Here is a 25,045-nt window from a genome sequence, read left to right on the forward strand (position 1 = left end):
CAACGCCGCAACGCCGCAACGCCGCAACGCCGCAACGCCGCAACGCCGCAACGCCGCAACGCCGCAACGCCGCAACGCCGCAACGCCGCAACGCCGCAACGCCGATCAAGCCAGCTTGAAACCCGCCGCCGTCGCAAGCTCCCCGGCGATCTCGACCGCTTGGTCCGCGGTGATGAGCGCCCCGCGCAGGCTCATCAGGCCGGTGATGCCCGACAGCTCGGCGCGGCGCAGGTCGCAGCCCTTGGCGTTGCCGATCCGCGAGAAGTCCGCGCCGGGGAAGGCGCAGTCGATGAACACGGTCTTCGAGAGGTCGCCGAGGAACGTCGCGTTCATGAAGCGGCACCGCTCGAAGACCACCGGCCCCTTCGCCGTCCCGATCGAGATGCCCGCGAAATCCGCCCGGCAGTCGGCGATGTAGACGTCCTGGGCCAGCTCGAACTGCGCCTGCCAACCCACCAGCTGGCTGTCGGTGATCTCCAGCCGCCGCGCGGTCGTCCGCTCCCAGCGGCCGTTGGCCAGCACCGAACGCTCGACGGTCACGTCCACGATCTCGAAAGGAGCGAGCACGGTCCCCGAGAAGTCCACCCCGCGCAGCAGCGACTGGTCCAGGCTGCCGTCGCCCTGACCGCCCGTCCACTCCAGGCCGTCGATCAGGCGCTCGCTGAGTTCGAAGTCCGGCTCGGGCTCCTCGTCGAAGGGCCGGAGCCGCTCCTGCTCCCACAGCGGCTTCCGCATGGAACGCTTGTCGTCGATCTTCCTGAACTTCACGGGGCCTCCAAGCTCGTCGCGAACCTCGGCAGGCTACGCGATCGCACCGACAAATACGCGAACGCGACCGGGCGATGAGCGGTCTCTGTCGCGGTTCAGGCCCAGGGCCGCAGGTCGAGCAGTGCCCGGACCGTCTCGATGTACTGCGGATTCGGGTAGTCGGGGTGCCCGCCCGCGTCGAGGGCGGCTTCGACGGTGCCGAAGCCCGCCTGGTACGCCGAGATGACGGCGTTGAGCAGGCACCGCTCGAGATGGTCGGGCACGGTGTCGTCCCTGCCGCAGTCGTCCTCGAGCGAGTAGCTGCCCGGGTCGGCGCCGCCGAAGTAGTTGACCGCGAAGTACTTCGCGAGCCACTGGAGCTGCGCGCTGCCGAGCATCGCGTTCTCCTCGACCCCCGTGCGGTCGAGGTCGAGTTCGAACCGGGTGTTGATGAACTCCTCGGTCTCGGGCTGGATCTGCATGAGGCCGGTGCCGCCGTCGCAGGCCACGATGTCGGACTGCCAGCCGCTCTCCATCCACGAGACGGCCTTGACGAGGTCGTCGGGGAGTTCGACGCTCGAGTTGGTCCAGAATTGGGTGCCGGCCGCGTTCTCAAGCGCCGCTTCGACTTCCGAGGCCGAGGCCGGTCCGGTGTCGAGGTAGGCGGTGCAGGGCGGGTGCTCAGAGGGCGGCACGGTCGGCAGCGCCGGTTCCGTGGTCTCGGCCGCGTTGGTGGTCTCGTCGAGGTTCGGCGCTGGTTCGCTGAGCGGTTCGGGGCTCGGCTGGGGGCTCGCGGACGCCGTCGGTGACGCGGTTTCGTCGGTGATCGAGGTGGTGGCGGCCGCCGAGGTCCCGCCGCTGTCGTCGCCCGAGGGGAGGATCAGGAAGACGCCGACCCCGACGGCGGCGAGCAGCAGCACGAACACCACGATCCAGGTGCCGGGGGAGCGGTCCTCGTCAGGATCGTCGTCGAGAGGTGCATCGGTCATGGAGGGGTCCTTCATTGAACGTCACGTTCACTGTGGGCAGCGTACCGATCGCGGGTCCTCAGCGGGGACCGTCGGACGCCGTATCGTTCGGGCGGCGCGTGTCCGGTCGCACTCGGAAAGTATTTGAACGTGTTCAATAAATGGAGTACGCTTGGGAGGGAAGGAGGAACCTCATGAAGATCGTCATCCCCGGCGGCACCGGCCATGTCGGCGCCGTCCTCGAACGCGGCCTCCTCGCCGCCGGCCACCGCCTCGTCGTGCTCACCCGCAGCCCTTCCCGCCCCCACCACCTGCACTGGGACGGCCGCACCCTCGGCCCCTGGACCGAGGCCGTCGACGGTGCCGACGCCGTCATCAACCTCGCCGGGCGGAGCGTCAGCTGCCGCTACACCCGCGAGAACCTCGCCGAGATGATGGGCTCGCGCGTCGACTCCACCCGCGTCCTCGGCGAGGCCATCGCCGCCGCCGAGCGTCCTCCGGCCGTGTGGCTGCAGATGAGCACCGCCACCATCTACGCCCACACCTTCGACCGCGCGAACGACGAAGCGACCGGGATCATCGGCGGCAACGAGCCCGACGCGCCCGCCTACTGGTCCAAGAGCATCGACATCGCCCGGGCCTGGGAACGCACCCTCGACGAGGCCGACACCCCGCGCACCCGCAAGGTCGCCCTGCGCTCGGCGATGGTGATGAGCACCGACCGCGGCGCGGTCTTCGACGTCCTCTCCCGCATGGCCCTCCTCGGCCTCGGCGGGCCGGTCGCCGGAGGGCGCCAGTTCGTGTCGTGGATCCACGAAGCGGACTTCACGCGCGCCGTCCAGTTCCTCATCGACCACGACCTGTCCGGCCCGGTCAACCTCGCCGCCCCGCACCCGTTGCGGCAGAAGGACCTCATGCGCACCATCCGCCGCGCCTGGGGCGGGCACTTCGGGCTCCCCGCGACGAAGTGGATGGCCGAAATCGGCGCGTTCGCGCTTCGCAGCGACACCGAGCTGCTGCTCAAGAGCCGCCGCGTCATCCCCGGCCGCCTCGAGGACGCCGGCTTCGAGTTCGAATACCCCGCATGGGAAGCCGCCGCGGACGACCTGGCCCGGCGCACGGCCGCCGAACGGAAGTGGCCGCTCCTGCGCCGCCCCGGACTCAAAGCCGTGAGGGCCTTGACCGGCAGCTGAACCGGCCGAATCCGATCCGCGCCCCGGTCAGGGGCGCCAGGCGAACGGGCGGGGGTGCGCTTCGACGAACGCCGCCACCGCCATCGCCGCCGCCACCGCCGCGGCGGTCCAGCACACCGCACTGAACGACACCGCGTGCGCGAGCACCGACCCGAGCCCGGCCGCCACCAGGTACACCGCCCACACCCCGGCCTGCAGCCGCGCCTGCCGCAGACCCCGGCGGCCGCCGGAGAGGTTCGTGAACAGCGCGATGAGCGTCCCGGTCAGCACCGTCGTCGACACACCCGCGAGACCGATGCGCGCCGCGTGGATGCTCTGCACGCCCATCGCGAAGGCCGCCAACGCGATCGACAGCGTGAACGACTGCGCGAGCCCGGCCAGCCCGAGCACCACGACCTCCGTGACCAGGAGCAGCGGCACCCCGAAGCTCGTCAGCACGTGGCGGCGCGTCGCGAACGAGGCGAGCACCGCGCCCAGCGAGAACCCGAGCAGCGACCACAGCGGGCCGATAGGGGAGAGGCCGTCGTACCGGCCGGTCAGTTCTCCCGACAGCGACACCGCGAGCAGCACGGCGTTACCCGTCTGGTTCGCCACGAACTGCTGGCTCAGGCTCAAGAACCCGGCGCCGTCGACCGCCCCGGCGATCGCGGTGAGCAACAGCGCGGTCCAGGCGTGCGCGTACGTGGGGGTCGCGGCTCTCATCGGATCGCGCCGATGCGCTGCGGCAGTGAGGGTGCGGAGGGATCGACGCGGTGCCACATGCGGCCCAGGCTAACCCCGGCCGAGGCACCGCGTCGATCGAACCGCCGAAAGCCGGGCCCTGGCCACTGCGCCTACTCGTTCGCGCGCCTTCTGCCCGCAGCGATGAGCACCGCGGCACCGACCGCCGCCAGCGCGGCCGCGGCGAACATGAACGCCTGCGCGTCCCCGCCCGTGGACGCCAGCTCGTCGCCGTCGTCCGCGGACCCGGTGTGCCAATCGCTGCCGCTGTACCCGCTGTCGTCCGTCGCGCCGTCCCCGCCTGGCGACGTGGTCGAGCCGCCGTTCGCCGGCGTGTCCCCGGTCGTCGGAGCGTCTCCGGTCGTAGGCGCCCCCGTCGTGTCGTCGGGACCGATGTCGTCCTCGCACACCAATTCCGCCGCGAACGGGAAGTGGTGGATCTCGCCGCCGTTCTCGCCGACCTCGCCGAGGTGCGCGTTCCTGGCGATGATCTGCCCCTCGACATTGGTGGGGCTGATGTCGGAGTAGTCGGCGTCGGGCGCGAGGATCGAGCCCTCGACCGTGTCGCCGCCGACCAGGCTCAGCCGGGTCGTGTCCCTGAAGTTCCAGATGATGTACGGCGCCTGGCTGCCGCTGATACCGGCCTGGGTCTCGACAGTCCAGTCCATCTCGCCGCCGGTCCCCGAAGTGTCCACGTTGATCACCAGCGGCGAGTTGGCGTCCGGCGCGTCGAGGAAGACCAGGTCCGACATGTCGTTCAAGTCCTCGCCGGTCACGTTGAGGACGTTCGTGACGGGATCGTCGGCCGTGCCGATCGTCAGCGAGATCCTGACCTGCTGACCCGGCTGGACTCCTCCCTTCGGGATGGGCGTGCCCTGGTCGTCCCGCATCTCGACCTCGGTCGCCTCGCACCCGTACAGCGCCTCCGCGTTCGCCCGGAGCTCCTCGAAGGCCGCGCCGAAGTCGATCGGCGACGCCGGGCCCACCGACGAGAGCGCCTGCTGCCGGTTGAGCTCGATTCGCGGCACCGACTCGTACGCCGCGCCGTCCGCGACCACACGCGTGTTGACCGAGGCGTTGTTCATGTCGGTGTTCCTCACGTCCACGCCCGTCAGATCCCCGACCTTCGCGTAGTCGTGCACCTCGACCACCCAGCTGCCCGGGACCTGCCCGAAGTCGACCCGGCCGCCCACCACGAGGGCGCTCGGCACCGAGTCGCCCGGCGCGGTGAACGTGCTCGCGTCATGGATGTTCACGTTGTACGACCCCGCGACCACGAGGTTCCCGCCCGTGGCGACACCGCCTTCGGACTCGAGCGAGGCCAGCAGCGTCTCGTCCTCCACGAACGAGTTGAACCCGAGCGCCGGGGCGAGCGGGTTGTACGCGGTGGCGGCGTGGGCCGCGGGCAATGTGCCGCCCGCCGCGATCGCGGCGGCGACGGCGGCCCCCGCAGCTCCGGTGAGCGCGAAACGCCGAGTCCGCTTGCGAGTGACGTTCGTGGACGGTCGGTCAGGCATGGCGCTCCCCAGAGTCGTTCGTCGTCGGCCGTACCGGAGGTGCCGAAAGAGCGTAACCGCAGGCCAACCGCGTGTACCGGGTAAAACGCTCGAATCACCGGGAACGGTCCGTCCCCTGCCGGAGTGCGCGCTTGCGCCGCCCGGGCGGCGAGTCTTGCGGCCCTGATGCCTGGTGTTGGAGGATTGACCTTGTGGGGCAAGCGAATCCATTCCTCACACGACCAAGGAGGATGCACATGGACCACCCCGATGAGCGCCACGAGCGCGGACTGAAGACCCTCCAGCAGCTCTCCGGCGAGGCCGAGCCGACCGTCGTCACCTCACTGGCCGACATCGCCCCTGAGCTGGGCCGGTTCATCGCCGAATTCGCCTACGGGGACGTCCTCACCCGTCCCGAACTCCAACTGCGCGACCGCGAGCTCGTCACCATCGGCGCGCTGGCGGCGTTGGGCAACGCCGCCCCGCAGCTGCGCTTCCACATCAACGGCGCCCTCAACGCCGGCTGCACGAGGGTCGAGGTGATCGAAGCGCTCGTGCAGATCGCCGTCTACGCGGGCTTCCCCGCCGCCATCAACGCCGTCGAGGCCGCCAGGGAGGTCTTCGCCGCCCGCGACGCCGCGAGCTGAGCGCATGCGAAACGCGGCCGGGGCGCATCGTCGACGATGCGCCCCGGCCGCGTTTCACCGCGCGCGTGTCTACAGGTACTGCCCGATCTGCTGCTGCGGGATGGCCGTCTCGGTCGTCGTCGGGTCCGTGCCGCCGCGTCGCGCGTACAGCTCCGCGAGGGTCATCGCGTCGCGCACCGGCTCGCCGCCGAGCCAGTCGCTCGACTCGAGCGCCGAGAGCGCCCCGACCTCGATCTGCGCCAGGCACCGCCCGGGACGCACCACCGCCGGGTGCAGCCGGTCGAGCCGTTCGTTCGTGGTGATCGCGACCATGATCTCGCGGCCCTGCCCGAGCAGGCCGTCCGTCAGGTTCAGCAGCCGCGCCAGCGACTGGCCCGACGCCTCCTTGGCCTCGCCGCGGATGAGCTCGTCGCAGTCCTCGAGGACCATCAGCCGCCAGTGGCCGCGCCGCGGCTCGTCGGGGTTCAGATCCGCGTCCAGCACCAGGTCCATCTCCGACCCGATGATGACTTCCATGAGATAGGAGGGGTCCGCGAAGAACGCCTCCGGGTCGAGCACCGTGTCGACCTGGCACCACGGCGCCCATTCGCGGGCGAGCGCCCGCAGCGCCGTCGTCTTGCCCGTCCCGGGCGGGCCGTGGAACAGGACCAGTCGGCCCGTCACGTCAGAGGCCTGCGTGGACATGAGCTTGCCCAGCGCGGCTCCCGCGCTCGAGGAGTAGTTCCGCTCGATCTCGGGCCAGCGGGGCGCGCTGATCGACCGGGTCGACCGGAACGGGCCGCGCGCCGACCGGTACCAGAAGCCCATGTCGACCTTGTCCTCGCCGACCTCCTCGACCGAGCCGGTGCGGTCGGTCAGGTACGCGGCGATCTCCTCGGCGCGCTCGCGCGTCACGGCGGTCACGACCGCCTGGCCCGACCCGTCGCGCCACCGCTGGGTGCGGAGGGTCCAGTCGTCGCCGGTCACCAGTTGCAGGAAAGAGGCCCCGGAAATCGACCGGACGAGTGAACCGCCCTCGGGGATGAGGTCGACGTCGTCGGCGACCATGTCGAGCGCCCGCACCACCGCGTGGGGCTGCGCGCCGGAGACGTACGCGTCCAGGGCCATCAGGTTCAGCACGTTGGACGGGTCGTCCGAGCCGTCGAGGGTGAAGTGCATGTTGCCGAGCACACCACCGCTGCCGTGAAGCAGGTTCATGATCTCACCGCGTCTTTCGATGATTCCCATCGCGATCCACCATAGAAAACTACGGCGACGCCTCCGCCGCCGTGACTGCCGTCGCACGGCTCCGCGAACCGCGCTCCGCGAGCGTGCCTTATGACCGTGTTCTTCAACCCTGCCTTACAACCCCGACACGGCTCTGAGTGCGCCCGCGGGGCCCGCCGTGGAGTTGCCGGAGATAACTGGACCCCACCCGGTGGGGCGTGAGCTGGAACAATCAGCCATGCTGGGTTACGTGACCGCATCGACCGAGACCAGCCAAAACACCGCCGCTACCATACCTGGCGGCGGCGCGGGGTCCCGAGGCGGGCAGCGGGCGCGGGCGCCCCGCCGCGGGCTGCGCGCGCTCGCCGTCGCGGCGGCCGTCCTCGCCGGGCTCGCCGTCGCCGTCATCGCCCTCGACCTCGGTGGGGCCGTTGACGTCTCGGAACTGCCGGGCCTGTCGACAGCCGACCCGACGGTCACGTGGGCCGCCGGCCTCCTCAAGTACGGGTACGACCTCGCGATGCTCGCCGCCGTCGGCTGCACCATCGCGGCCGCGTGCTTCCTGCCCGGACGCCAGGGCGACCGCGCCCGGCTCACCGGCCAGTCCTGGCGGTGGCTGCGCGTCGGCGCCGCCGCCTCCGGCATCTGGGCGGCCGTGGCCCTGGTCAGCCTCCCGGTCGACTTCGCGAACTCGTTCGCCCGCCCGCTCGGCGGCGTCACCGCCATGGGCCTGTGGTCCTACGTCGGCCAGTACGAGCAGGGGCAGGCGCTCGGCCTGACCGCGCTGCTCGCGACCGCCGCCGCCGTGGTCGCGGCGCGCGCGTTCACCATCCCCGGCGCGGTCGGCGCGGCCGCGCTCGCCGTCGCCGCCGCCCTCCCGCCCGTGTTCACCGGCCACTCGGCCTCCAACGGGAACCACCAGATCGCCGTCGACGGCCTCCTCATCCACGTCATCGCCGCCGCCTTCTGGGCGGGCGGCCTGTTCGCGCTGTTCATCGCCCGCCGCGACCCGGCCGTCGCGGCCCGCCGCTACTCCAACGCCGCCGTGCTCGCGTACGCCGCGATCGGCTTCTCCGGCCTGATCGTCTTCTGCGCCAACGTCGACGTCACCGACCTGTGGACCTCCTCATACGGCCGCATCGCCCTCGCCAAGCTCGCCGTCCTCGCCATCGGCGGCCTCTTCGGCTGGACCCACCGCCGCGCCACCCTCCCGCGCGTCGCCCAAGGCGACCGGTCCGCGTTCACCAGGCTCGCCGCCGTCGAACTGGGGCTCATGGCGATCGCGTTCGGCCTCGCCTCGTCCCTGTCCGTGACGCCCCCGCCCTCCGCGGAACTGCCCGACCCGAACACGGCCCTCCTCGGCTTTCCCACCCCCGGGCCGATCGACGCCGCCGCCGTCGCCTTCGACTGGTACCCCTCCGTGCTGTTCTGCACCGCCGCACTCGCCCTCGTCGGCGCGTACGTCGCCGGCGTCGTGCGCCTGCGCCGCCGCGGCGACGCCTGGCCCTGGTACCGCACCGCCCTGTGGATCGCCGGCTGGGCCGTCGTCGTCATCACCACCTCATCCGGGCTCAGCAAGTACGGGATGGTCATGTTCAGCGCCCACATGGTGCAGCACATGGCCCTCAACATGCTCGCGCCGATCCTCCTCGTCCTCGCCGCGCCCGTGACCCTCGCGCTCCGGGCGCTCAAACCCGACCGCGCCGGCGGGCCCCGCGAATGGCTGCTCGCCGCGATCCACAGCCGCTGGTCGCGACTCGTCTCGCGCCCCCTCGTCGCCCTCTTCATCTACCTGACCAGCCTGTACCTCATGTACTTCACGGGCATGTTCGAGTGGGCGATGCGCTCGCACTTCGGGCACCTGTTCATGACCTTGCACTTCCTCGCCGCCGGCAGCCTCTTCTTCTGGGTCGTCGTCGGCCCCGACCCGAAGCCGCGACCGCTCACGTACCCGGCGAAGGTCCTGCTCTACTTCGTGTCGATCGTCTTCCACGCGATCTTCGGCCTCACGCTCATGATGGGCACCAGCCTCATCGCCGCCGACTGGTACACCCAGATCGCGCTCCCCTGGGCGGGCGACCTCCTCGCCGACCAGCGCGCGGGCGGCGGCATCGCCTGGGCCTTCGGCGAGATCCCCAGCCTCATCATCATCGTCGTCCTCATCGCCCAATGGACCCGCTCCGAAGAGCGCGAAGGCCGCCGCCTCGACCGCATCGCCGAACGCGCCGCCGCCAGCGGCCGCCCCGAGGACGACCCGCACGAGGTCTACAACGCCTACCTCGCCGGCCTCGACCAGGAGCGCCGCTGACCCCCTGACGTTCGGCACTCCCCGAACCGGTCGTTCGACAGATGCGGCACCTGCCGGCCGCCACGTACCGTTTCCCCATGACCGCCAAGAACGTCAGCATCGAAACACTCGCCGTCCACGCCGCCGAACCCCGGCCCGCGCGCGACCGCTCCGTCGTCTTCCCCATCTACCAGGGAACGGTCTACGAGATCGCCCCCGACGGCGGCGTCGACTACCTCCGCTACGCGAACACGCCCACCCAGACCTACCTCCACGACAAGCTCGCCGCCCTCGAAGGCGCCGAGGTCGCCCTCGCCACCGCCTCCGGCATGGCCGCGATCTCGACCGCGCTGAACAGCGAGCTCGCCTCCGGCGACCGCATCATCGTCGCCGGGAACATCTACGGCGGCACCCACGCCCTCCTCACCGAGGAGTCCCGCCGCATCGGCTGGGGCGTCGACTTCGTGGACGCCTACGACCCGGCGGCCTGGGCCGCCGCGCTCACGCCGCAGACCAAGGCGATCTACGTCGAGTCGATCACCAACCCGCTCATCAGGGTCGGCGACCTCGCCGGCATCGCCGGGTTCGCGCGCGAGCACGGCCTCACCTCGATCATCGACAACACCTTCCCCACCCCGGTCCTGTTCCGGCCGCACGAACTGGGCTACGACCTGGTCTGCCACTCGGCGACGAAGGGCCTCAACGGCCACTCCGACCTCACCGCCGGCGTCGTCACCGGCACGGCCGAGCGCATCGAGCGGGTCCGCCACTACCTGACCCTCTTCGGCGGCAGCCTCGACCCGCACACCGCGTTCCTGCTCGCGCGGGGCCTCAAGACCCTCGCGATCCGGGTCCGGGCCCAGGGCGAGAACGCGCTCGCGCTGGCGCGGTTCCTGGAGGGGCACGAGGCGATCGCGGAGGTCCACTACCCGGGCCTGGAGGCGCACCCCGACCACGCCCGCGCGGTGGAGCTGTTCAGCGGCTTCGGGTCGATGCTCGCGTTCCGGCCCGCCGGGGGACTGGACGCGGCGGAGCGGCTGCTGAAGTCGCTTGAGATCCCTTACGCGGCAGCGAGCCTCGGCGGGGTCGAGTCGCTGGTGACGCGCCCGGCGATCAGCAGCCACGCCAAGATCTCCGCCGAGGAGCGCGCGGCGGCGGGCATCACCGACGACCTCATCCGCTTCTCCACCGGCATCGAGGCCGCCGACGACCTCCTCGCCGACTTCGAGCAGGCGCTGCGCGACTGAAGGCGAGGCGCCCGGCCCGCGACCGGGCGCCCAGCGGTCAGGCCCGACTGCTCCAGTGGGGCATGGGGATCGGGGCGAACCTGATCTTCGTGCCCGGGCGGGCCTGTGCGGCGGCGGCTTGGGCCTCGGCGCCGACGACGCCGATCACGGGGTAGCCGCCCGTGGTCGGGTGGTCGGCCCCGAAGAGGATCGGCTGCCCGTTCGGTGGCACCTGGAGGGCGCCCGCGACGATGCCCTCGCTGGGGAGCTCTCCGGAGTCCATGCGGCGCAGCGCGGGTCCGTCGAGTCGCAGGCCGATGCGGTTGGAGTGCTCCGAGACCGTCCAGACGCCGCGCGCGAGCTCGGCCACCGCTTCGGGCCGGAACCATTCCAGGCGCGGGCCCAGGTGGAGTTTCATGACGATCTCCTCGCTCACCCCCGCCCACGGCGCGGGCCACTGCGTCGGCAGCGGCGGGTGCGCGGGGCTGGGGCCGAGCGGGATCGTGTCGCCGTCCTTGAGCGGCTGCGGGCCGAGCCCGGAGAGCAGGCATGTCGAGTGCGAGCCGAGACTCGACTTCGGGTGCAGCCCACCGGAGAACGCCAGATACGAGCGCACGCCGACCTCTGCCGGCCCGGCGTCGAGCACCGACCCGGCCTTGAGCTTCACCGGCTGGCCCCATGCCTCCGGGCGTCCGTCGACGGTGACCGGGCACGGCGCGCCGCCCACGACCACGGTGACGTTCCGGTGGGCCTTGACGGTGCAGCCGTTCAGGGTCGTCTCGAGCGCGCAAGCGCCGGTCGGGTTGCCCGCCAACTGGTTCGCGAGCCGCCACGACGGGCGGTCGGCCGCTCCCGAAGGCGGCACGGCGAGGTGGCCCCAGCCGGGGCGGCCGGCGTCCTGGCAGGTCGTGAGCACGCCCGCCCGCAGGATCTCGATGTGGGTCATACCCGCACCGCCGCGAACCGCACCTTGGTGCCGGGCACGAGGAGCGCCGCGGGTTCGCGGTGCTCGTTCCACAGCCTGCCCGGGTTCGTCATCGTCGCGATGAGCTGCCACCCTCCGGGGCTCGTGCGCGGGTACACGCCCGTGTAGGGGCCGGCGATCGCCACCGACCCGGCCGGCACCGACGTGCGCGGACTCTCCCGGCGCGGCACCTGGTACCGCTCGGGCAGGCCTTCGAGGTACGCGAACCCCGGGGAGAACCCGCAGAACGCCGCCTCGTACTCGATGCCGGAGTGGATGTCGCCCACCTCTTCGGGCCGCACACCCCACTGCTCCGCCACGGACTGGAGGTCGGGGCCGTCGTAGCAGACGGGGATCTCGACGGCTTCGCCCGCGGCGTCGGCCTCGTCGGTGAGCGGCCAGCCGGGGAGTTCGGCGGCGAGCAGTTCGGGTTCGTCGATGCCGTCGACGAGCACGGTCGTCGCGCCCGGCACCAGGTCCGCGGCCTCCAGGAGGCCGGACATGCGCCGGGACTGGAGCGAGCGGTAGCAGGCGCGCGCGACCTCCGTGGTGCCGCAGTCGATCAGGATGCCTCGCGGCCCGGCCGGGAGCGGCCTGAGCCTGTCAGTGGGAATGGTGCTCACGAGAAAGCCTCCACGTCGATGCCTCGTTCGTCCAATGCGGATCGGATCGCGGCGGCGACCGCCACCGCGTGGGGACCGTCGCCGTGCACGCAGATCGATTCGGCCGCAACGCGAATCCTGGTGCCGTCGATCGCCGTCACGACACCGTCGGCGGCGAGGGACACGGCCTGCGCGCCCGCCTCGTCGGGCCCGAGCAGCGACCCCGGGAGCCCGCGCGGCACGAGGTGCCCGTCAGGGAGGTACCCGCGATCGGCGAACGCCTCACCCGCGACGCGCATCCCGGCCTCGGTCGCGAGGAGGTCGAGCGCGCTCCCGCGCTGGGTGAGCACCGTGTCGACGCCCGCGAGCTGCGCGCCTTCGATCACGGCCGCGGCCTGGACCGGGTCGCGCCCGGCCCGGTGGTACAGCGCCCCATGGGGTTTCACGTAGGCGACGCCAGCGCCGGCGGCCTCGGCGAAGACCCGCAGCGCGCCGATCTGGTAGGCGACCTCGGCGGCCAGTTCCGCTGGGGGGACGTCGATCTCACGGCGGCCGAATCCGACGAGGTCCATATAGGATACCTGGGCGCCGATGCGCACGCCGCCTGCGGCGGCGAGGGCGGTGACGCGGCGCAGCGTGGACGGGTCCCCGGCGTGGAAGCCGCACGCGACATTCGCGCTCGTGACGATGCGCAGCAGGGCGTCATCGTCCGTGAGCTCCCAGCGACCGAAACCCTCCCCCAGGTCCGCGTTGAGGTCCATACGTAAACGGTACCGGAGTGCGAGTGATTCGGGCGCTTCGGGAACGGGGGGAGAAACCCCACCCCCGACCCACCCGTTCGGGTGAGGCGCCAGCCACTTCTCGACACGTTCGGGTGACGCCTCGTCGCCGCGCCCGGTTTCTTGTCGGACCCGGCTGCGACGCTGGGCGTTATCTTCCCCTCTCGTGGTGGGTGGGGGTTTGGGACGGGGGTCGGGCCGGAGGGTTTCGACCCGCCCAGGCCAGGTTCGCGAGCGGGCGGCCCGAGCGGGCGGCCCGAGCGGGCGGTCAAGGCCCGCCCGCGATCGAGCATCCGCGCGCGGGCGTCCCATGCGAGTGCACCAGGCCCTTCGGCCAACTTGCGGCAAGCGTTTTCTTTGGCTAGGTTTCAAGCACCCCACCGGGGCCGCCTCCCGGCCGCCGACTTCTTGGAGGAACCATGACGACCGGCCCGACCGCTCCGCTGAACCCGTCGCCCCAGTCCGACCGCGCTCCCGCCCCGCTCTTCACCGACCCGGTCTTCGACGGCCCCACCGACCCCACCGTCGTCTTCGACGCCGACAGCGGCTTCTGGCACCTCCTCTACACCCAGCGCCGCGCCACCGCCGCCGACGCGGGCGTCGCCTGGGTGCACGGCACCGCCATCGGCCGCGCCACGAGCCCTGACGGTCGCGAATGGACCTACACCGACACGCTCGCCCTCCCCGGCGCCGAACCCGGCGACACCTGGTGGGCCCCCGAGCTCCTGCGCCACGACGGCCAGTGGCACATGTACGTCACCTACCTCCAGGGCACCCGCGACGACTGGACCGGCCCCGCCGAGATCCGCCACTACACCTCCCCGGACCTCACCGCCTGGACCTACCGCTCCACCCTCGCCCTCGACTCCGCGCGCGCCATCGACGCCACCGTCCACCGGCTCCCGGACGGCAAGTGGCGCATGTGGTTCAAGGACGAGTCCCGCGAGAGCCGCATCTACGCCGCCGACTCCCCGGACCTGTACGCCTGGACCCCGTCCGGCCCCGCCGTCACCGACCAGGCCCAGGAGGGCCCCACCGTCTTCCCCCTCGGCGGCGTCTACTGGATGGTCACCGACGGCTGGTCCGGCCTCCTCGTCCACCGCTCCACCGACCTCGAGCACTGGCACCGCCAGCCCGTCCCCCTCCTCGCCGGCCCCGGCCGCCGCGCCTTCGACGAAGCCCTCGGCCACCACGCCATGGCCCTGACGCAAGGCCCCGACGAGGGCTTCCTCTACTACTTCACCCACCCCGGCGGCGGCCGCCGCTCCACCGTCCAGGTCGCGGGCCTCCATGTCCGCGACGGCTGGCTGCGCTGCGACCGCGACAACCACTTCCCCTACCGCCCCGACCCCGCCAAGGCCCCGGCCCTCCGCGGCGGCGGCGCCTGACGCACCGCGAACGAAAGCCCGCGCCCGGATCGGGCGCGGCTTCCGTGTGTCTGGAGCGCGCCACTGGGACGACAGTGCACGCTCGAATGCGCACCAATATGGACAGAATCGACATCGTGACGCTCAGTAAACACACTTGCCGAAACCCCTGGTAGACAAGCGAATTCAGGGGACCCGAAAGTGGCGCACCCGGACTATGCTGAGACTCGTATTGAGTCCATTGAGCCCCTCGGAGGCGGCATGTTCGGTGAGGACGCCATCGCCCAGCAGCTGGCGGAAGCCCGCTCGCAACTGGACGTCGTCAGGCAAACGCAACAGGACCACCAGGTCCCGCCCGTCACCGCCGAAGCGGCCGACGGACGCATCAAAGTCACGCTGGGCGCGAACGGCCGCGTCGAGCGCTTCGAGTTCACCGAGGTCCGCGTCCTCAAGGAGGGCACCGAATTCCTCGAGGAGGCGCTCCGCGACGCCGTCAACGCGGCCCTCGACGCCCGCGCCGAGTCGCTCGCGACCGACACGGCCGCACCGGACCTGGAAGCCATCGGCGAAGCCGTCGCCCAACTCCAGGACCAGGGCCTCGCCCAGATGCGCGCCATGACCACGCAGATCAGCGCCGTCATGAAGAAACTCCAGGGAGGGGCCTGACCATGGCGGTGGAACTCGACCTCGACACGATCCGCGGCGGCGCCGACGCGCTCGACGCGGCCACCGAGATGGTCCAAGGCGTCTTCGACGAGTTCAAGTCGGCCGTCGAAGGCCTCGCCGACTCATTCGGCGGCGACATGATCGGCTCACTCCTCGACCTCGCGCACCAGGTGTGCATGGAGGCCCTCATGGAGTGCATCGAATCGAACATCGAAGACCTCCTCGACTACGCCGTCAACCTCCGCGAGATGGCCGACGCCCACGAGGCCGCCGACAGCGAGGCCGCCCGCATCTTCCGCGAACTCCTCGCCGAACTCGGCTTCTGACACCCCCGCCCGCAGCCGCGGCCCCGCCGCGCCCTTCCCCGTCACCCTTTGCGTTCCTCCCCTTACGAAGGAGACCCCTGTGGGTTTGCAACTGCCTTCTGAACTCACGAGCCTGCTCTCCATGCTCGGCTACGACTGGCCCGAATCGGACGAGACGAAGCTGTTCGACCTCGGCGACAACTGGACGAAACTCTCCGACCAGCTCAACGGCGCGGTCGAGCAGCTCGAGGGCGCCGCCCGCGCCGTCATGGACGGCAACGTCAGCAAGGACATCGACGCCTTCCGCTCCGAATGGGAGGACGGCGAGTCCGCGGTGCGCAACATCGCCGACATCGGCGAGCCCTCCAACATCATCAGCATCGGCCTCATGATCGCCGCCGGCGTCGTGCTCGCCCTCAAAATGCAGATGATCGTCCAGCTCATCACCCTCGCCATCCAGATCGCGCAGGCCATCGCCACCGCGGTCGCCACGTTCGGCGCCTCGCTCCTGGAGATCCCCATCTTCAAGCAGATCACTTCGATGATCATCGACCAGCTCCTCAACATGGCGATCGAGGCGGTGCTCAATGGCTAGGACACGCACGAGGGCCGCCCGCAAGACGGTCTCCAAGGGCGCCAAGATCATCTCCGCGATCATCGACAACCCGCGCTTCTTCCGCGCCGGCAAGGGCCGCGGCGTCAAACCCAAGGTCGTGACGATCAGGTTCGACTCCAAGATGAGCAAGAAGGACTTCCGCACGAAGGCCGACTCGCTCCTGCGCCTCAGCCGCGAAGGCAAGCTCCGCAAGACCCCGGTGAAACGCGACCCGCAGATCACCCGCAACTACCGCGGCGCCACCATCCGCAAACTCGCCGGACGCCACCGCGGCAACCGCGCCGAGCAGCGGCGCATCGCCCAGAAGTTCAGCGGCCGCACCTCCGCCAACCGGGCCGGGGACGGACTCGACCCCGACCACGTGCACGAATTGCAGCTGGGGGGACGCGACCACGCTGATAACCTCCGCTGGATGGACGCCTACACGAACCGCACCATCGGCTCCCAGATAGCCGGGCAGCTCAGAGGCGTCCCCGACGGCACACCCGTCATCATCAGAGTCATCGGGTACTGAAAGGACCAACCGCGATGGAACTCGCCGCGAAGGTCGCGCTCGTCCGCCCCCGCATGGGGGAGCTCGAACGCAACGGCTGGGCCCACGAGCTCGGCGAACCCGTCGAGACCGAGGGCCTGCCGCCCGCGCTCGCCGACCTGTACCGGCACTTCGACGGCCTGAGCACCCGCATGGGCCTCATCGACATCCTCCCCGCCGAGGACGTCCTGGCCGAACTCGACAAGCAAGGGGCGGGGGACCTGCACGACCCCGTCCCGGGCCTCGTCCAGTTCGGCAACGTCTGCTACAGCTTCGCGCTGTGCGCCGACACCGCGACCGGCGCGGTGCACCTGCTCGACGCCGACGCCCTCATCGAGGCGGTCGAGCAGGGCGCGCCGCTCCCCACCGAACCCCTCGCGCCGAGCCCGGTCGCGTTCGCCGACGCGTTCCTGTTCGGCCCGCGCTACCGGGAGCTCATCGACCTCGCGGGCGGCTACCAGACCCCCGAGGACGAGGAGGAGGACGAGTGGCGCCTCCTCATCGAAGACCTCGGCTTCGCCTGACCCTCGTCCCGCAACCGAACGCACCCCTGATCTGAGGAGGCCCGTATGCCCGCGGCAGCGAAGTACGCAGCACTGTGGACCGAAGACGAACTGATCCCCTACCCCCGCGAGGACTGGCTCGCCGACGGCTTCCCGGCCGGCGCCCTCCCCGAGGGCGATGAAGTGCCCCTTGACGTCGAGGTCGTCTACACCGCCTACCTCCCCGGCAGCCCCGGCCTCTACGACGAGATCAGCCTCGGCACCGAGGACGGCTCGGTCGACCTGCGGCTCATCGTGGTCGGCGCCGTCGAGGACGACAAGAACCTCCTCTACGCCCTCGACCCCGCCACCGGCGACATCGTCCAGCTCGACCAGACCAACCCCCGCGACGTCCAGGCCGTCAACTCCAACTACCGCTGCTTCGTCGAGTTCCTCTACCACTTCCAGCAGTTCGTCAATGCCGACGAGGGCAAGCAGGGCCGCGCCGCCCGCGCCACCTCCCTCCGCGAGACCCTGATCCGCCTGGACCCCAACGCCTTCGCCCAAGGCGCCTGGTGGCCCCTGGTCTTCGACCAGCTCACCTCGTAGCGCGCGGCGGGTCAAAAGGTCGTAGAGGCGAGGCGCGGGCTGCGGGTGACGCGGTGGACGGCGCGTTTGAACGCCGCGCCGATCCGAGCAGCGATCGATGGTCTGCGGTGGGAGACATGGGCAGCGGCGAGACCAGCCGACTTGCGCAAGAAGCGCTGGAACGCGATCTCGCGAAGCCTGGCCTCGTACGCCTCGAGCGTGGCCGGGGCCGGGAGCGGATCGGGGTGCTCGCCTCGACGATGCCGACCGGTGCGGAGCTGCATCGTGTCCGACTCGACCGGGTAGGGGAGCGGGCGGCGGTGTCGAGGCGCTGAGCTGGTGCTTCGCAGGTAGCCGGAACGGTCGTGCGAAACGCTGATGCGCTGGTTTTCGGGCACCCTGAAATCGGGTAGGGTCGTGTACGACATGGGAGGTACGCCTTCCTGTCCTTGGTGCCGCTCGGTGGAACAAAGTTGGTAGCTGTGAGCCACCGAGCGGCGTTTACGAATGCCTATTCGATTGAGTTCGCGGGTGTCTCGCTACAAAGCGGACACATGATCACCATGGTGAGTGATCGTCGTTCTGGTGTCAACCTTCGTACCGGCGTGTCATGAAACCTGAAGTGGGCGCTTCGTCACATTCAACGCGCGGCACGAAGCAGGCTGACGAGATCCGTTGCGGCAAGGTCGAACACGGGCGACAAGTCACCGAGTTTCGAGTCCCTGACATGGAATCCGTCCGAGTCGCCGCAGACGGAGAGCTCGACGCAGTTGGAGTTGTTGTCGCTGCCGCTACGAGAGCTCTTGCGCCAGGCCCGGCGCAGTTCGACGCAGCTGGAGTTGTTGTCGCTGCCGCTACGAGAGCTCTTGCGCCAAGCCGTCACGTCGGTCATCGAGGTGCTCCTTCAGCGTGATCGATTTCCCCAGGAGGATCTGCCAGAGGTCATCGTAACGCCCGATTCTGGCGGGTTCCTCGATGCACCAGCTGTTGTCCCAGACTTCCGTGTAGACGAAGGCCGGTCCTCCAAACTCCGCCTTTCCGGGGCGATAGATTTCGAACGAGCCTCCGACGTTCGGGTGCAGCGCGGAGACGATCCGGACCGCCCAGTTAGGACGCGCGTCGAGCGCGAGGAGGTGGTCGATCTGCTCCTGGCGGTCGGCTGCGCTCAGGAACCGCAGGTTCAAGAGAGCGGTCTCGCTGATGAGCAGCACGACTCGCGGCCTGTCGGTGCGCGCCGCGAGCGTGTCGAAGCGCTCCTTCTTGAACGACCACCCGCGATTGAGCTGTTCGTCGGTGGTGCCTTCGGCTTCTCGCAGGATGTTGTACTGGTAGGCACGGGTCTGGCCGATCCCCGGGACGAACAGCGGCTCCCACTTGAGGATCACGCCGTAGAACCGCTCGGCCATCTGGAGGCAGAGGGCGTTGAAGCGCCGGTCGGTCGGGTAGTTCTGCTCAGCGCCATTGCGCGCTATGGCGATCAGGTACTCCTTCAGCTCGTCGTCGAGGTTGAAGAGGTCGGCGATGGCGTAGCAGTCCCCAACGGAGGGAAAGAGCTTCCCCTGTTCGAGGTTCGCAACGGCCTGGTACTTCTTCCCGAGGAAGTTGGCGACATCGGTCTGGGTGTACTTGCCCCGGCTTCGGCCGAGCCAAGCGACTCGGCCCGCGAACCATCTGGCGAGATGAGATTGCGCCATACAAGGCTCCTAAAAGGGAGTTGTGACCTTTCGGCTACTCATGATGACATCCCGCCACTAATCCGCAAACACCTGTCTCAGAGCGTCATTGCCAACCCATCGCGCGAAAACCGTGACGACAAAACCATCACTGATAAACAGTCATGCATTGAGCGCCAGGGTGAACACGGCAAATCAACCTGCTGTTCAGAGGCTTGCGGTCGACATAACTTGAGCGCATCGCAACTTGATTCGAAGTGGAGCAAGACGATGGGCAACACCGAAGCAGCCGCGCTGGTGCGCGGCACCTTCCATGACGATCTGCGGGACTACACGGTCCGCACTTCAACTGCCCACGCGCCGGACTCGTTCCAGGTCGTCACAGGCGAGCACGAGGACATTGTGCTCGTGGTCTCCGGTCTGAACTCCGGCAACTACAAGACGACCTGGGGCCCGTTCTGGCGGTCCTTCAAGCCCACGTGGAAGATCTGGGTGGAGGAGGCGGCCATGCGGGTCTTCAACCGCGGCCGCACCCGCATCGAGAACGCTCCGGCCACCGTGAGGTGGTGCAATGGCTAAAACCGCCTTCGCTTCCGATGACGACCGCCGTCGGCTCCGCTCCGACGGGCTCTCGCCCGCAGAGGGCTTCCTCGGCGACTTCGCCAGGGGGCCGGCGCTCTTCAGCGTCTACGACCTCGGCCCCGACAAGTCGCGCTACCCGAACGGCCCCAACCGCTACCTCATCGACGTCGAAGACGGCGTCGGGCCCCGTGAATGCTGCCGCTTCACCGACGACCCAGAAGACCAACCAGTCTGGAACGGAGCCTGGAACAACGACCCCTGGTGCCCCTGGATTCTCCAGCAATCCAAGGCTCTGATCGCGACCTAGCCTGCACTGGGGGTCAGTCGGTCGTGGTCGTGCGCTGGGGTTGGGCCATCGATCGGCTTGCGCTTCAACCGATCAGCGACGACGAGGTGGGCGGAGAGCCGGGGTCGGTTGACGGGCTGCCGCTCTCGGATGGCTTGCGCTTCAAGCGGTCAGCGACGAGAAGGTGGGTGGCGGGGTGGGGTGGGTTGGCGCGGGCTCGGCGGGGCGGGATGGGCGGGCGACACTTCCGACCGCAGGGGGGCGTGGCGAACGGGTTTCGTTGCGGCGCAGGCGGTGTGGCGTCGAATGTGAAGGTTTCATACCCGTGTGGGTGTTGTCGGTCCTGGCGGCAGGGCGGACAATTGAGGTACGCACAAGGGTTGGGAATCCGTACAGGAGTCCAGTAGGTGCAAGCAGACTACGACAAGCCTATGGCCGACCGGCTGACCAGACGGTTCCGAGCACATCGCCCCGTTCACGGGGCCGGTGGTCTCGCCCCTTGGTGCTATCAGTTCCCGCAGCGAACCGACCCCCTCGTGGGTCATTGGGTGGGAGACGGACCGGTCGGGATCACCTCGACCGGACCGCGAGTGTCCTGAACGAGGCACACCATGTCCAACAGGACGCAACGCCGACCATAGCGGGAGTCCGGACATCACCAGGCAGTGTTGGTGCAGGCAGCGGCACGGACCGTCCAACAGTGGGCGGCAACCGCCAGCACACCGACCGCCGCCAACCACATCCCGCCGACAGGTGCCTCAAGAGTGCCCGCGGCAACCGATCAACGCCCAGGCAAGCCTCAGAAGGCCCAAGTGAAGGGCCGGGAACGGAAGCAAGGAAGGAGGGCGAGTAGGACCGGCAAGAGCCGCATCACCGCAATACCGCAGTGCCGCCTTTCCAGTGCAGGGCGACACCAGGGGCGGTGTGGCGGTGCGGGCCGGGAAGCGGCTGGCGTGTGGCCTGGGAGCAGCCCTGGCATCACTGGCTCGAGGGTTCGAGCGGTAGCGGTGCCAGGAGATTCGGCGGAAGTCGCCGGGGCGAGCAGCGGCAGCGGCTGCTGCGGAAGAGGGCAGCGGCCATGGCAGCGGCATGGCTTCTGACGGAAGCGAACCGCGGCGCGGGCACACGCCGGCAGGCTGATACGGGAAACGAGGAAGGAGGTGGCAAGGCAATGGGGAAGCCGAGTTCGAAAGCGGCGTGCGCGAGCGTTCGCGACGCGAGGCGCACCCACGACCCGATCACGACCGCGACTGCACCGGCGATGGCTGTGGTTGTCGTTGCGGCGGCCGCGGTGCCGACGCCGCCCCGGGTTCGGTGCTCGCCGCGCCCGGCTACCCGCTCAGACCAGAGCGGCACCAGCGGACGCCGGCAGCCCGCGAGATCGACCGGCGCGAGACCCCTGCCGCTCAGGACCGGCCTGGCCCTGGCCCGGCTACGGCAGTGCGCGTCAGGTATCCGCACCGCTCCGTCGCTGACTGGTTGCAGCCCAAGTGAAACGGGCCGGAGCCCGGCCGCGACCTCGGGGCCGCCCCGGCCCTTCCGTCGCTGAAAGGTTGCAGCCGTGCCCAGGACAGCCCGGCCCCGGCCGCGCACACCAGGAAACCGCTCACCGCGTTCAGTCGCTGATGGGTTGTGGCTGCCGTGCATCCGACCCGGCCTCGGCCGCGCACGCCGGGGATCCGCTCACCGGACCGCTATCCCTGCGTTCCCTCCAACTGCATCAACGCGATCGACCACCACGACTCGCGGTCGGCCAGCGCCTCCGGGTCAATGGACTTCAGCTTGGCGCGCAAGTCCTTCGCGCGCAGCGCCCGGCCCGCGCCGCCCGTGTCGGCGTCGATGAAGCGCGCGAAATGGTACAGGAACTCGGTGAGCGCCTTGAACGTCGAGTTCACGAGCTCGAGCGTCCCGTCGCCGACACCGAGGAGGAGGATCTGGCCGCTGCCGGTGTCGAAGCAGAACAGCATGTCGTCCTTGTCGGCCGGCACCGCGCCGACCACGGCGAGCGCGAGCTTCCCGTCCCGGCTCATGTCGAGATCGATCCGGGAGTAGAGGTCGAACCGGGCGTCCTCGAGGTACGCCGTGTACACCACCGACATGTCGATGGGCAGGAAGTCGACCTCGGGGTAGGCAGCGGCGGGGGCGGCGTACTCGGCCATCCACTCGGCCCGCGGGTACGGGACCGTGTTGTCGGGCTCCCAGGCCTGCAGATAGGCGGCTTTGTCGGGCACTATGGTTCCCTTACTCGAATTCGAGGGGTCAGAAGAGTCCGGCGACGGCCGCGACCACGAACAGGACCAGGATAACCAGCACCGCGATCGCGAAGTACAGGAAGATCTCCGGGGCGATCGCGAACAGGACCAACGCCACCACCGCCGCGATCCCCACCGCGACGCCCGTGATCTTCCACTTCCGCGAGCCCTCGTTCGCACTGTCGCGCAACTGCTGGTTCGCCTTCGACAGCGAAGCGGGCATCACCGCCGTCGGCTCCACCGCGGCCTCCGCATACCCCGGGGGCGGCAGCTGCTGCAGGTCCGCGAGCAGGATGTCGAGCTCGGAGTACACCTTCGCCTGCATGGCGGCGTCCACACGGTCCTGGTACTCGGGCACGTCGAGACGGCCCTCCTCGACCGCCTGCCGCAGCCGCTCCATCACGATCTGCCGGTCAGACTCTGACGCACGCATCTGATCGCGGTCCATTCAGCGACACCTCCATGCTCGGATGCCCCTCAAGAATGCCAGCACGCCGCCACCCACGCCAGAGAAACCTCCCGCCGGTTCCGCCGTGGCGGACCCTTCCCCAAGGGCCCCGAAGCTGCGACGATGGGACCGTGAGCGAGCGGCAGCAACTGATCGTCGGCGTCGGAGCGGGCACCGAACCCGCCGACATGGTGCTCAACATCGGCCCGCAGCACCCGTCCACCCACGGCGTGCTGCGACTGCGCCTGCGCGTCGACGGCGAACGCGTCACCGAATGCGAGCCGATCGTCGGCTACATGCACCGCGGCGCCGAGAAACTCTACGAAGTGCGCGACTTCCGCCAGATCATGCTCCTCGCCAACCGGCACGACTGGCTCTCGGCGTTCTCCTCCGAACTCGGCGTCGCCCTCGCCGCCGAACGCCTCGCCGGCGTCGAAGTCCCCGAACGCGCCGTCTGGCTGCGCATGGCGCTCGCCGAGATGAACCGCATCCTCAACCACCTCATGTTCCTCGGCTCATACCCGCTCGAGATCGGCGCGATCACCCCCATGTTCTACGCCTTCACCGAACGCGAACGCCTCCAAGCGGTCATGGAGGAGGCCAGCGGCGGCCGCATCCACTACATGTACAACTGCGTCGGCGGCCTCAAAGCCGACGTCCCCTCAGGCTGGGAAGGCCGCGCCCACCGCGCCCTCGACGACGTCGAGACCGGCATGGCCCGCCTCGACAAACTCCTGCGGCACAACGAGATCTTCGCCGCCCGCACCAAAGGCGTCGGCGTCCTCGACGCCGCCACCGCCGCCGCCTACGGCGTCACCGGACCGGTCGCCCGCGCCAGCGGACTCGACTTCGACCTGCGCCGCGACGAGCCCTACCTCGCCTACGACCAGCTCGACGTGCCCGTAGTGCTCCGCAACGAAGGCGACTGCTACGCCCGGTTCATCTGCCTCCTCGACCAGGTCGCCGTCTCGATCGACCTCGCCCGCCAGTGCCTGGAGCAGGCGTCGCTCATCGACGGCCCCGTGAACGTGAAGCAGCCGAAGATCTTCAAGCCGCCGGCCGGCGAGACCTACGTGTGGACCGAGAACCCGCTGGGCGCCAACGGCTACTACCTGGTGAGCCGCGGCGAGAAGACCCCGTGGCGGCTCAAGCTGCGCACCGCTTCCTACGCGAACGTGCAGGCGCTGGCGACGTTGATGACGGGATGCCTGATCCCGGACATGATCGCGATCCTCGGCTCGATGTTCTTCGTGGTGGGGGACATCGACAAGTGAGCGGGGCTCACCAGGCGCCGGTGGCGAGGTTGTAGATGAGCGCGAAGATCCCGATGACCGCGAGGAAGCCGAGGCCGAGCAGCCACTGCATGCCGTAGTTCTTCCACGCTTGCGCTTTGGGGTCGCCGCCGGGCAGCGGTCCGGTGTAGACCTGCGGCTGGCGCGGCGCGCGTTCGATGGCCGCGGGACGCGGTTCGGGATGGACGGGTGCGACGGGTCGTTGCTGCCAGTGCTGCTGGTGTTGCGGCGCCCCCTGCGGCGGCCCGCAGCATCCGTACGCCAATGGATGGCCGAAATACTGCTGGTGCAGTCGGCTCTGCTCGTCCTGGGGGTAGGACATCGACCGTGACTCCTGACGGGGGTGGGGATGTCGGTGATCGACCCCTTCCATCGGCGCCGGCCCGCTCGCAGCCTCAGCCGCAGCCGCCGGTGGTCTCGTGGACGCGCAGGGGCTGGGCCTCGACCGGCTCCGTCCAGCTCGAGAGGGTCTCGCCGCCGGGGCAGTCGATCGAGCCGTACGTCCAGGTCTCGGTCGCCTCGGCGGGCGGGTCGGGGGTGAAGGATCCGACCGGGGCCTCGAGCGGCCTGCAGCCGCTGATCGCCTGTACCGCAACGGGTTCAGCCCAACGGCCGCCGGGCGGGTCGGCGGCGGGGGCGGTGATGCGGACGTCGATGAAGTCCGCGGTCTCCCCGGACCACGAGGCGCCGTCGGCCTCGCTCGTCAAGACCCGCATGGCGAACCGGTCGGCCAGCGCCTCGACGTCGTCGAGCGTCGCGCCCGACACCTGGAGGGTCCGCTCGAGCGAGAGGCCGGCTCGGACCGGGGTCACGTCGCACGCCTCCCACGTCAGCGGGCCGACGGCGAGCACGGCCGCGCCGGTGAAGGCGACCGCGGCCTCGCCGATGACGGTGTCGAGCAGCTCCCGCGCCTCGGCGGCGTCGACCTGCTCGCGCACGGTCGCGCGCGACCCCGCGAACGCGAGCGCGACCAGCAGCACCGCCCACACGACGACCGCGACGCGCAGGCGGCGGCGCCACTGCGCCGAGAGGTTCGAGAACACGCCACCAGTCTGCCCTACGAGTTCAGTGAGATGACGGCCACAATCTGCGATCCGATGTCACACTCTTGAACCATGCCC

29 protein-coding genes are annotated in these 25,045 nt (G+C 69.9%); 14 read left to right on the plus strand and 15 right to left on the minus strand.

Translation table 11 applies throughout. The features are described 5' to 3' along the window. Nucleotides 1–105: 105 nt before the first annotated feature. Together AB0K52_RS24055 and AB0K52_RS24060 are read right to left on the minus strand one after the other, a co-directional pair. Nucleotides 106–768, minus strand: coding sequence for a hypothetical protein (locus AB0K52_RS24055; protein ID WP_363536519.1), 663 nt, complete (start codon nucleotides 766–768; stop codon nucleotides 106–108). A gap of 95 nt (nucleotides 769–863) precedes the next feature. Further along, nucleotides 864–1,736, minus strand: coding sequence for a transglycosylase SLT domain-containing protein (locus AB0K52_RS24060; RefSeq protein ID WP_363536522.1), 873 nt, complete (start codon nucleotides 1,734–1,736; stop codon nucleotides 864–866). A gap of 173 nt (nucleotides 1,737–1,909) precedes the next feature. On the opposite strand from AB0K52_RS24060, the gene AB0K52_RS24065 reads away from it, so the two are divergent. Further along, nucleotides 1,910–2,908, plus strand: a complete 999-nt coding sequence (locus tag AB0K52_RS24065; protein ID WP_363536525.1) for a TIGR01777 family oxidoreductase — start codon at nucleotides 1,910–1,912, stop codon at nucleotides 2,906–2,908. Between the two features lie 27 nt (nucleotides 2,909–2,935). Here the strand turns inward: AB0K52_RS24065 and AB0K52_RS24070 are convergent, their stop codons facing one another. Both AB0K52_RS24070 and AB0K52_RS24075 read right to left on the minus strand, forming a co-directional pair. Next, the gene (locus AB0K52_RS24070) at nucleotides 2,936–3,610 is read right to left on the minus strand and encodes a YoaK family protein (RefSeq protein ID WP_363536528.1); all 675 of its coding nucleotides are present in this window, start codon (nucleotides 3,608–3,610) and stop codon (nucleotides 2,936–2,938) included. 131 nt (nucleotides 3,611–3,741) lie between these two features. Continuing rightward, nucleotides 3,742–5,145, minus strand: a complete 1,404-nt coding sequence (locus AB0K52_RS24075; protein ID WP_363536531.1) for a choice-of-anchor A family protein — start codon at nucleotides 5,143–5,145, stop codon at nucleotides 3,742–3,744. Nucleotides 5,146–5,381: 236 nt separating this feature from the next. Between AB0K52_RS24075 and AB0K52_RS24080 the strand changes: the two genes are divergently transcribed. Next, nucleotides 5,382–5,771, plus strand: a complete 390-nt coding sequence (locus AB0K52_RS24080; protein ID WP_363536534.1) for a carboxymuconolactone decarboxylase family protein — start codon at nucleotides 5,382–5,384, stop codon at nucleotides 5,769–5,771. A 69-nt stretch (nucleotides 5,772–5,840) separates the two neighbouring features. On the opposite strand, the gene AB0K52_RS24085 is transcribed toward AB0K52_RS24080, so the two are convergent. Then, nucleotides 5,841–6,998, minus strand: coding sequence for a DUF5925 domain-containing protein (locus AB0K52_RS24085; protein WP_363536537.1), 1,158 nt, complete (start codon nucleotides 6,996–6,998; stop codon nucleotides 5,841–5,843). Between the two features lie 229 nt (nucleotides 6,999–7,227). Here AB0K52_RS24085 and AB0K52_RS24090 point away from each other — a divergent pair, with 229 nt between their 5' ends. Then, a complete protein-coding gene (locus tag AB0K52_RS24090) occupies nucleotides 7,228–9,285 on the plus strand; it encodes a cytochrome c oxidase assembly protein (RefSeq protein WP_363536540.1) in 2,058 nt (685 codons plus the stop codon). A gap of 77 nt (nucleotides 9,286–9,362) precedes the next feature. Then, nucleotides 9,363–10,511, plus strand: a complete 1,149-nt coding sequence (locus AB0K52_RS24095; RefSeq protein WP_363536543.1) for an aminotransferase class I/II-fold pyridoxal phosphate-dependent enzyme — start codon at nucleotides 9,363–9,365, stop codon at nucleotides 10,509–10,511. A gap of 37 nt (nucleotides 10,512–10,548) precedes the next feature. Here AB0K52_RS24095 and AB0K52_RS24100 read toward each other — a convergent pair whose 3' ends face one another. From AB0K52_RS24100 to AB0K52_RS24110, 3 genes are read right to left on the minus strand one after another with little or no spacing between them, the layout of a single operon-like run. Next, nucleotides 10,549–11,436, minus strand: coding sequence for a biotin-dependent carboxyltransferase family protein (locus tag AB0K52_RS24100; RefSeq protein ID WP_363536546.1), 888 nt, complete (start codon nucleotides 11,434–11,436; stop codon nucleotides 10,549–10,551). Then, complete coding sequence (locus AB0K52_RS24105; protein WP_363536549.1) at nucleotides 11,433–12,077, minus strand: allophanate hydrolase subunit 1; 645 nt, start codon at nucleotides 12,075–12,077, stop codon at nucleotides 11,433–11,435. Before AB0K52_RS24105 ends, AB0K52_RS24100 begins: the two co-directional genes overlap by 4 nt. Next, nucleotides 12,074–12,817 (minus strand): 5-oxoprolinase subunit PxpA, encoded by a 744-nt coding sequence (locus AB0K52_RS24110; RefSeq protein ID WP_363536552.1) that lies wholly within the window; start codon nucleotides 12,815–12,817, stop codon nucleotides 12,074–12,076. Before AB0K52_RS24110 ends, AB0K52_RS24105 begins: the two co-directional genes overlap by 4 nt. 437 nt (nucleotides 12,818–13,254) lie before the next feature. Between AB0K52_RS24110 and AB0K52_RS24115 the strand changes: the two genes are divergently transcribed. The 7 genes from AB0K52_RS24115 to AB0K52_RS24145 all read left to right on the plus strand — a co-directional run bounded on the left by AB0K52_RS24115 (nucleotide 13,255) and on the right by AB0K52_RS24145 (nucleotide 17,412). Further along, nucleotides 13,255–14,223 (plus strand): glycosyl hydrolase, encoded by a 969-nt coding sequence (locus AB0K52_RS24115; RefSeq protein WP_363536555.1) that lies wholly within the window; start codon nucleotides 13,255–13,257, stop codon nucleotides 14,221–14,223. A gap of 240 nt (nucleotides 14,224–14,463) precedes the next feature. Then, nucleotides 14,464–14,868, plus strand: coding sequence for a YbaB/EbfC family nucleoid-associated protein (locus AB0K52_RS24120; RefSeq protein ID WP_363536557.1), 405 nt, complete (start codon nucleotides 14,464–14,466; stop codon nucleotides 14,866–14,868). Between the two features lie 2 nt (nucleotides 14,869–14,870). Further along, nucleotides 14,871–15,194: a hypothetical protein gene (locus AB0K52_RS24125; protein WP_363536560.1), complete on the plus strand. Its 324-nt coding sequence runs from the start codon at nucleotides 14,871–14,873 to the stop codon at nucleotides 15,192–15,194. Nucleotides 15,195–15,273: 79 nt separating this feature from the next. Next, nucleotides 15,274–15,768 carry a hypothetical protein gene (locus AB0K52_RS24130; protein ID WP_363536562.1) on the plus strand — a complete coding sequence of 165 codons (495 nt, stop codon included), beginning with the start codon at nucleotides 15,274–15,276 and terminating at the stop codon, nucleotides 15,766–15,768. Next, nucleotides 15,761–16,303 (plus strand): hypothetical protein, encoded by a 543-nt coding sequence (locus tag AB0K52_RS24135; RefSeq protein WP_208499398.1) that lies wholly within the window; start codon nucleotides 15,761–15,763, stop codon nucleotides 16,301–16,303. The genes AB0K52_RS24130 and AB0K52_RS24135 overlap by 8 nt, the downstream gene beginning before the upstream one ends. 14 nt (nucleotides 16,304–16,317) lie before the next feature. Continuing rightward, on the plus strand, nucleotides 16,318–16,845 hold the full coding sequence (locus AB0K52_RS24140) for a hypothetical protein (protein WP_363536565.1): 528 nt from the start codon (nucleotides 16,318–16,320) through the stop codon (nucleotides 16,843–16,845). Nucleotides 16,846–16,890: 45 nt separating this feature from the next. After that, complete coding sequence (locus AB0K52_RS24145) at nucleotides 16,891–17,412, plus strand: SUKH-4 family immunity protein (protein WP_363536568.1); 522 nt, start codon at nucleotides 16,891–16,893, stop codon at nucleotides 17,410–17,412. A gap of 11 nt (nucleotides 17,413–17,423) precedes the next feature. Here AB0K52_RS24145 and AB0K52_RS24150 read toward each other — a convergent pair whose 3' ends face one another. The 3 genes from AB0K52_RS24150 to AB0K52_RS24160 form a co-directional block, all read right to left on the minus strand. Next, nucleotides 17,424–17,819, minus strand: coding sequence for a hypothetical protein (locus AB0K52_RS24150; RefSeq protein ID WP_363536571.1), 396 nt, complete (start codon nucleotides 17,817–17,819; stop codon nucleotides 17,424–17,426). 212 nt (nucleotides 17,820–18,031) lie between these two features. After that, entirely contained in the window at nucleotides 18,032–18,283 is a 252-nt protein-coding gene (locus AB0K52_RS24155; RefSeq protein ID WP_363536574.1) for a DUF397 domain-containing protein, read from the minus strand. Then, nucleotides 18,246–19,085: a Scr1 family TA system antitoxin-like transcriptional regulator gene (locus tag AB0K52_RS24160; RefSeq protein WP_363536577.1), complete on the minus strand. Its 840-nt coding sequence runs from the start codon at nucleotides 19,083–19,085 to the stop codon at nucleotides 18,246–18,248. Before AB0K52_RS24160 ends, AB0K52_RS24155 begins: the two co-directional genes overlap by 38 nt. A 249-nt stretch (nucleotides 19,086–19,334) precedes the next feature. Here AB0K52_RS24160 and AB0K52_RS24165 point away from each other — a divergent pair, with 249 nt between their 5' ends. After that, a complete protein-coding gene (locus AB0K52_RS24165) occupies nucleotides 19,335–19,643 on the plus strand; it encodes a hypothetical protein (protein ID WP_363536580.1) in 309 nt (102 codons plus the stop codon). Next, entirely contained in the window at nucleotides 19,636–19,953 is a 318-nt protein-coding gene (locus AB0K52_RS24170; protein WP_363536583.1) for a hypothetical protein, read from the plus strand. The genes AB0K52_RS24165 and AB0K52_RS24170 overlap by 8 nt, the downstream gene beginning before the upstream one ends. Nucleotides 19,954–21,626: 1,673 nt before the next feature. Here the strand turns inward: AB0K52_RS24170 and AB0K52_RS24175 are convergent. Continuing rightward, nucleotides 21,627–22,163, minus strand: coding sequence for an SUKH-4 family immunity protein (locus tag AB0K52_RS24175; RefSeq protein WP_363536586.1), 537 nt, complete (start codon nucleotides 22,161–22,163; stop codon nucleotides 21,627–21,629). Between the two features lie 28 nt (nucleotides 22,164–22,191). Further along, complete coding sequence (locus AB0K52_RS24180; protein ID WP_363536589.1) at nucleotides 22,192–22,632, minus strand: DUF1707 domain-containing protein; 441 nt, start codon at nucleotides 22,630–22,632, stop codon at nucleotides 22,192–22,194. Between the two features lie 188 nt (nucleotides 22,633–22,820). On the opposite strand from AB0K52_RS24180, the gene AB0K52_RS24185 reads away from it, so the two are divergent. Continuing rightward, nucleotides 22,821–23,906, plus strand: a complete 1,086-nt coding sequence (locus AB0K52_RS24185; protein WP_363536623.1) for an NADH-quinone oxidoreductase subunit D — start codon at nucleotides 22,821–22,823, stop codon at nucleotides 23,904–23,906. Between the two features lie 7 nt (nucleotides 23,907–23,913). Here AB0K52_RS24185 and AB0K52_RS24190 read toward each other — a convergent pair whose 3' ends face one another. Next, nucleotides 23,914–24,246: a hypothetical protein gene (locus AB0K52_RS24190; RefSeq protein ID WP_363536592.1), complete on the minus strand. Its 333-nt coding sequence runs from the start codon at nucleotides 24,244–24,246 to the stop codon at nucleotides 23,914–23,916. Nucleotides 24,247–24,319: 73 nt separating this feature from the next. Continuing rightward, entirely contained in the window at nucleotides 24,320–24,967 is a 648-nt protein-coding gene (locus AB0K52_RS24195; protein ID WP_363536595.1) for a hypothetical protein, read from the minus strand. Between the last annotated feature and the right edge of the window lie 78 nt (nucleotides 24,968–25,045).

This window comes from Glycomyces sp. NPDC049804 (assembly GCF_040674615.1).
Taxonomy (GTDB): Bacteria; Actinomycetota; Actinomycetes; order Mycobacteriales; family Micromonosporaceae; genus Glycomyces; species Glycomyces niveus.

Bases quoted from the DNA above. Each gene is read 5' to 3' on its own strand.
- AB0K52_RS24165 (WP_363536580.1), top strand. From the start codon at position 19,335: ATGGGCAACACCGAAGCAGCCGCGCTGGTGCGCGGCACCTTCCATGAC.
- AB0K52_RS24190 (WP_363536592.1), bottom strand. From the start codon at position 24,246: ATGTCCTACCCCCAGGACGAGCAGAGCCGACTGCACCAGCAGTATTTC.
- AB0K52_RS24115 (WP_363536555.1), top strand. From the start codon at position 13,255: ATGACGACCGGCCCGACCGCTCCGCTGAACCCGTCGCCCCAGTCCGAC.
- AB0K52_RS24110 (WP_363536552.1), bottom strand. From the start codon at position 12,817: ATGGACCTCAACGCGGACCTGGGGGAGGGTTTCGGTCGCTGGGAGCTC.
- AB0K52_RS24140 (WP_363536565.1), top strand. From the start codon at position 16,318: ATGGAACTCGCCGCGAAGGTCGCGCTCGTCCGCCCCCGCATGGGGGAG.
- AB0K52_RS24120 (WP_363536557.1), top strand. From the start codon at position 14,464: ATGTTCGGTGAGGACGCCATCGCCCAGCAGCTGGCGGAAGCCCGCTCG.
- AB0K52_RS24185 (WP_363536623.1), top strand. From the start codon at position 22,821: ATGGTGCTCAACATCGGCCCGCAGCACCCGTCCACCCACGGCGTGCTG.
- AB0K52_RS24180 (WP_363536589.1), bottom strand. From the start codon at position 22,632: ATGGACCGCGATCAGATGCGTGCGTCAGAGTCTGACCGGCAGATCGTG.
- AB0K52_RS24100 (WP_363536546.1), bottom strand. From the start codon at position 11,436: ATGACCCACATCGAGATCCTGCGGGCGGGCGTGCTCACGACCTGCCAG.
- AB0K52_RS24065 (WP_363536525.1), top strand. From the start codon at position 1,910: ATGAAGATCGTCATCCCCGGCGGCACCGGCCATGTCGGCGCCGTCCTC.
- AB0K52_RS24160 (WP_363536577.1), bottom strand. From the start codon at position 19,085: ATGGCGCAATCTCATCTCGCCAGATGGTTCGCGGGCCGAGTCGCTTGG.
- AB0K52_RS24085 (WP_363536537.1), bottom strand. From the start codon at position 6,998: ATGGGAATCATCGAAAGACGCGGTGAGATCATGAACCTGCTTCACGGC.
- AB0K52_RS24145 (WP_363536568.1), top strand. From the start codon at position 16,891: ATGCCCGCGGCAGCGAAGTACGCAGCACTGTGGACCGAAGACGAACTG.
- AB0K52_RS24150 (WP_363536571.1), bottom strand. From the start codon at position 17,819: ATGTCGTACACGACCCTACCCGATTTCAGGGTGCCCGAAAACCAGCGC.
- AB0K52_RS24095 (WP_363536543.1), top strand. From the start codon at position 9,363: ATGACCGCCAAGAACGTCAGCATCGAAACACTCGCCGTCCACGCCGCC.
- AB0K52_RS24135 (WP_208499398.1), top strand. From the start codon at position 15,761: ATGGCTAGGACACGCACGAGGGCCGCCCGCAAGACGGTCTCCAAGGGC.
- AB0K52_RS24155 (WP_363536574.1), bottom strand. From the start codon at position 18,283: ATGACCGACGTGACGGCTTGGCGCAAGAGCTCTCGTAGCGGCAGCGAC.
- AB0K52_RS24170 (WP_363536583.1), top strand. From the start codon at position 19,636: ATGGCTAAAACCGCCTTCGCTTCCGATGACGACCGCCGTCGGCTCCGC.
- AB0K52_RS24080 (WP_363536534.1), top strand. From the start codon at position 5,382: ATGGACCACCCCGATGAGCGCCACGAGCGCGGACTGAAGACCCTCCAG.
- AB0K52_RS24060 (WP_363536522.1), bottom strand. From the start codon at position 1,736: ATGACCGATGCACCTCTCGACGACGATCCTGACGAGGACCGCTCCCCC.
- AB0K52_RS24070 (WP_363536528.1), bottom strand. From the start codon at position 3,610: ATGAGAGCCGCGACCCCCACGTACGCGCACGCCTGGACCGCGCTGTTG.
- AB0K52_RS24075 (WP_363536531.1), bottom strand. From the start codon at position 5,145: ATGCCTGACCGACCGTCCACGAACGTCACTCGCAAGCGGACTCGGCGT.
- AB0K52_RS24125 (WP_363536560.1), top strand. From the start codon at position 14,871: ATGGCGGTGGAACTCGACCTCGACACGATCCGCGGCGGCGCCGACGCG.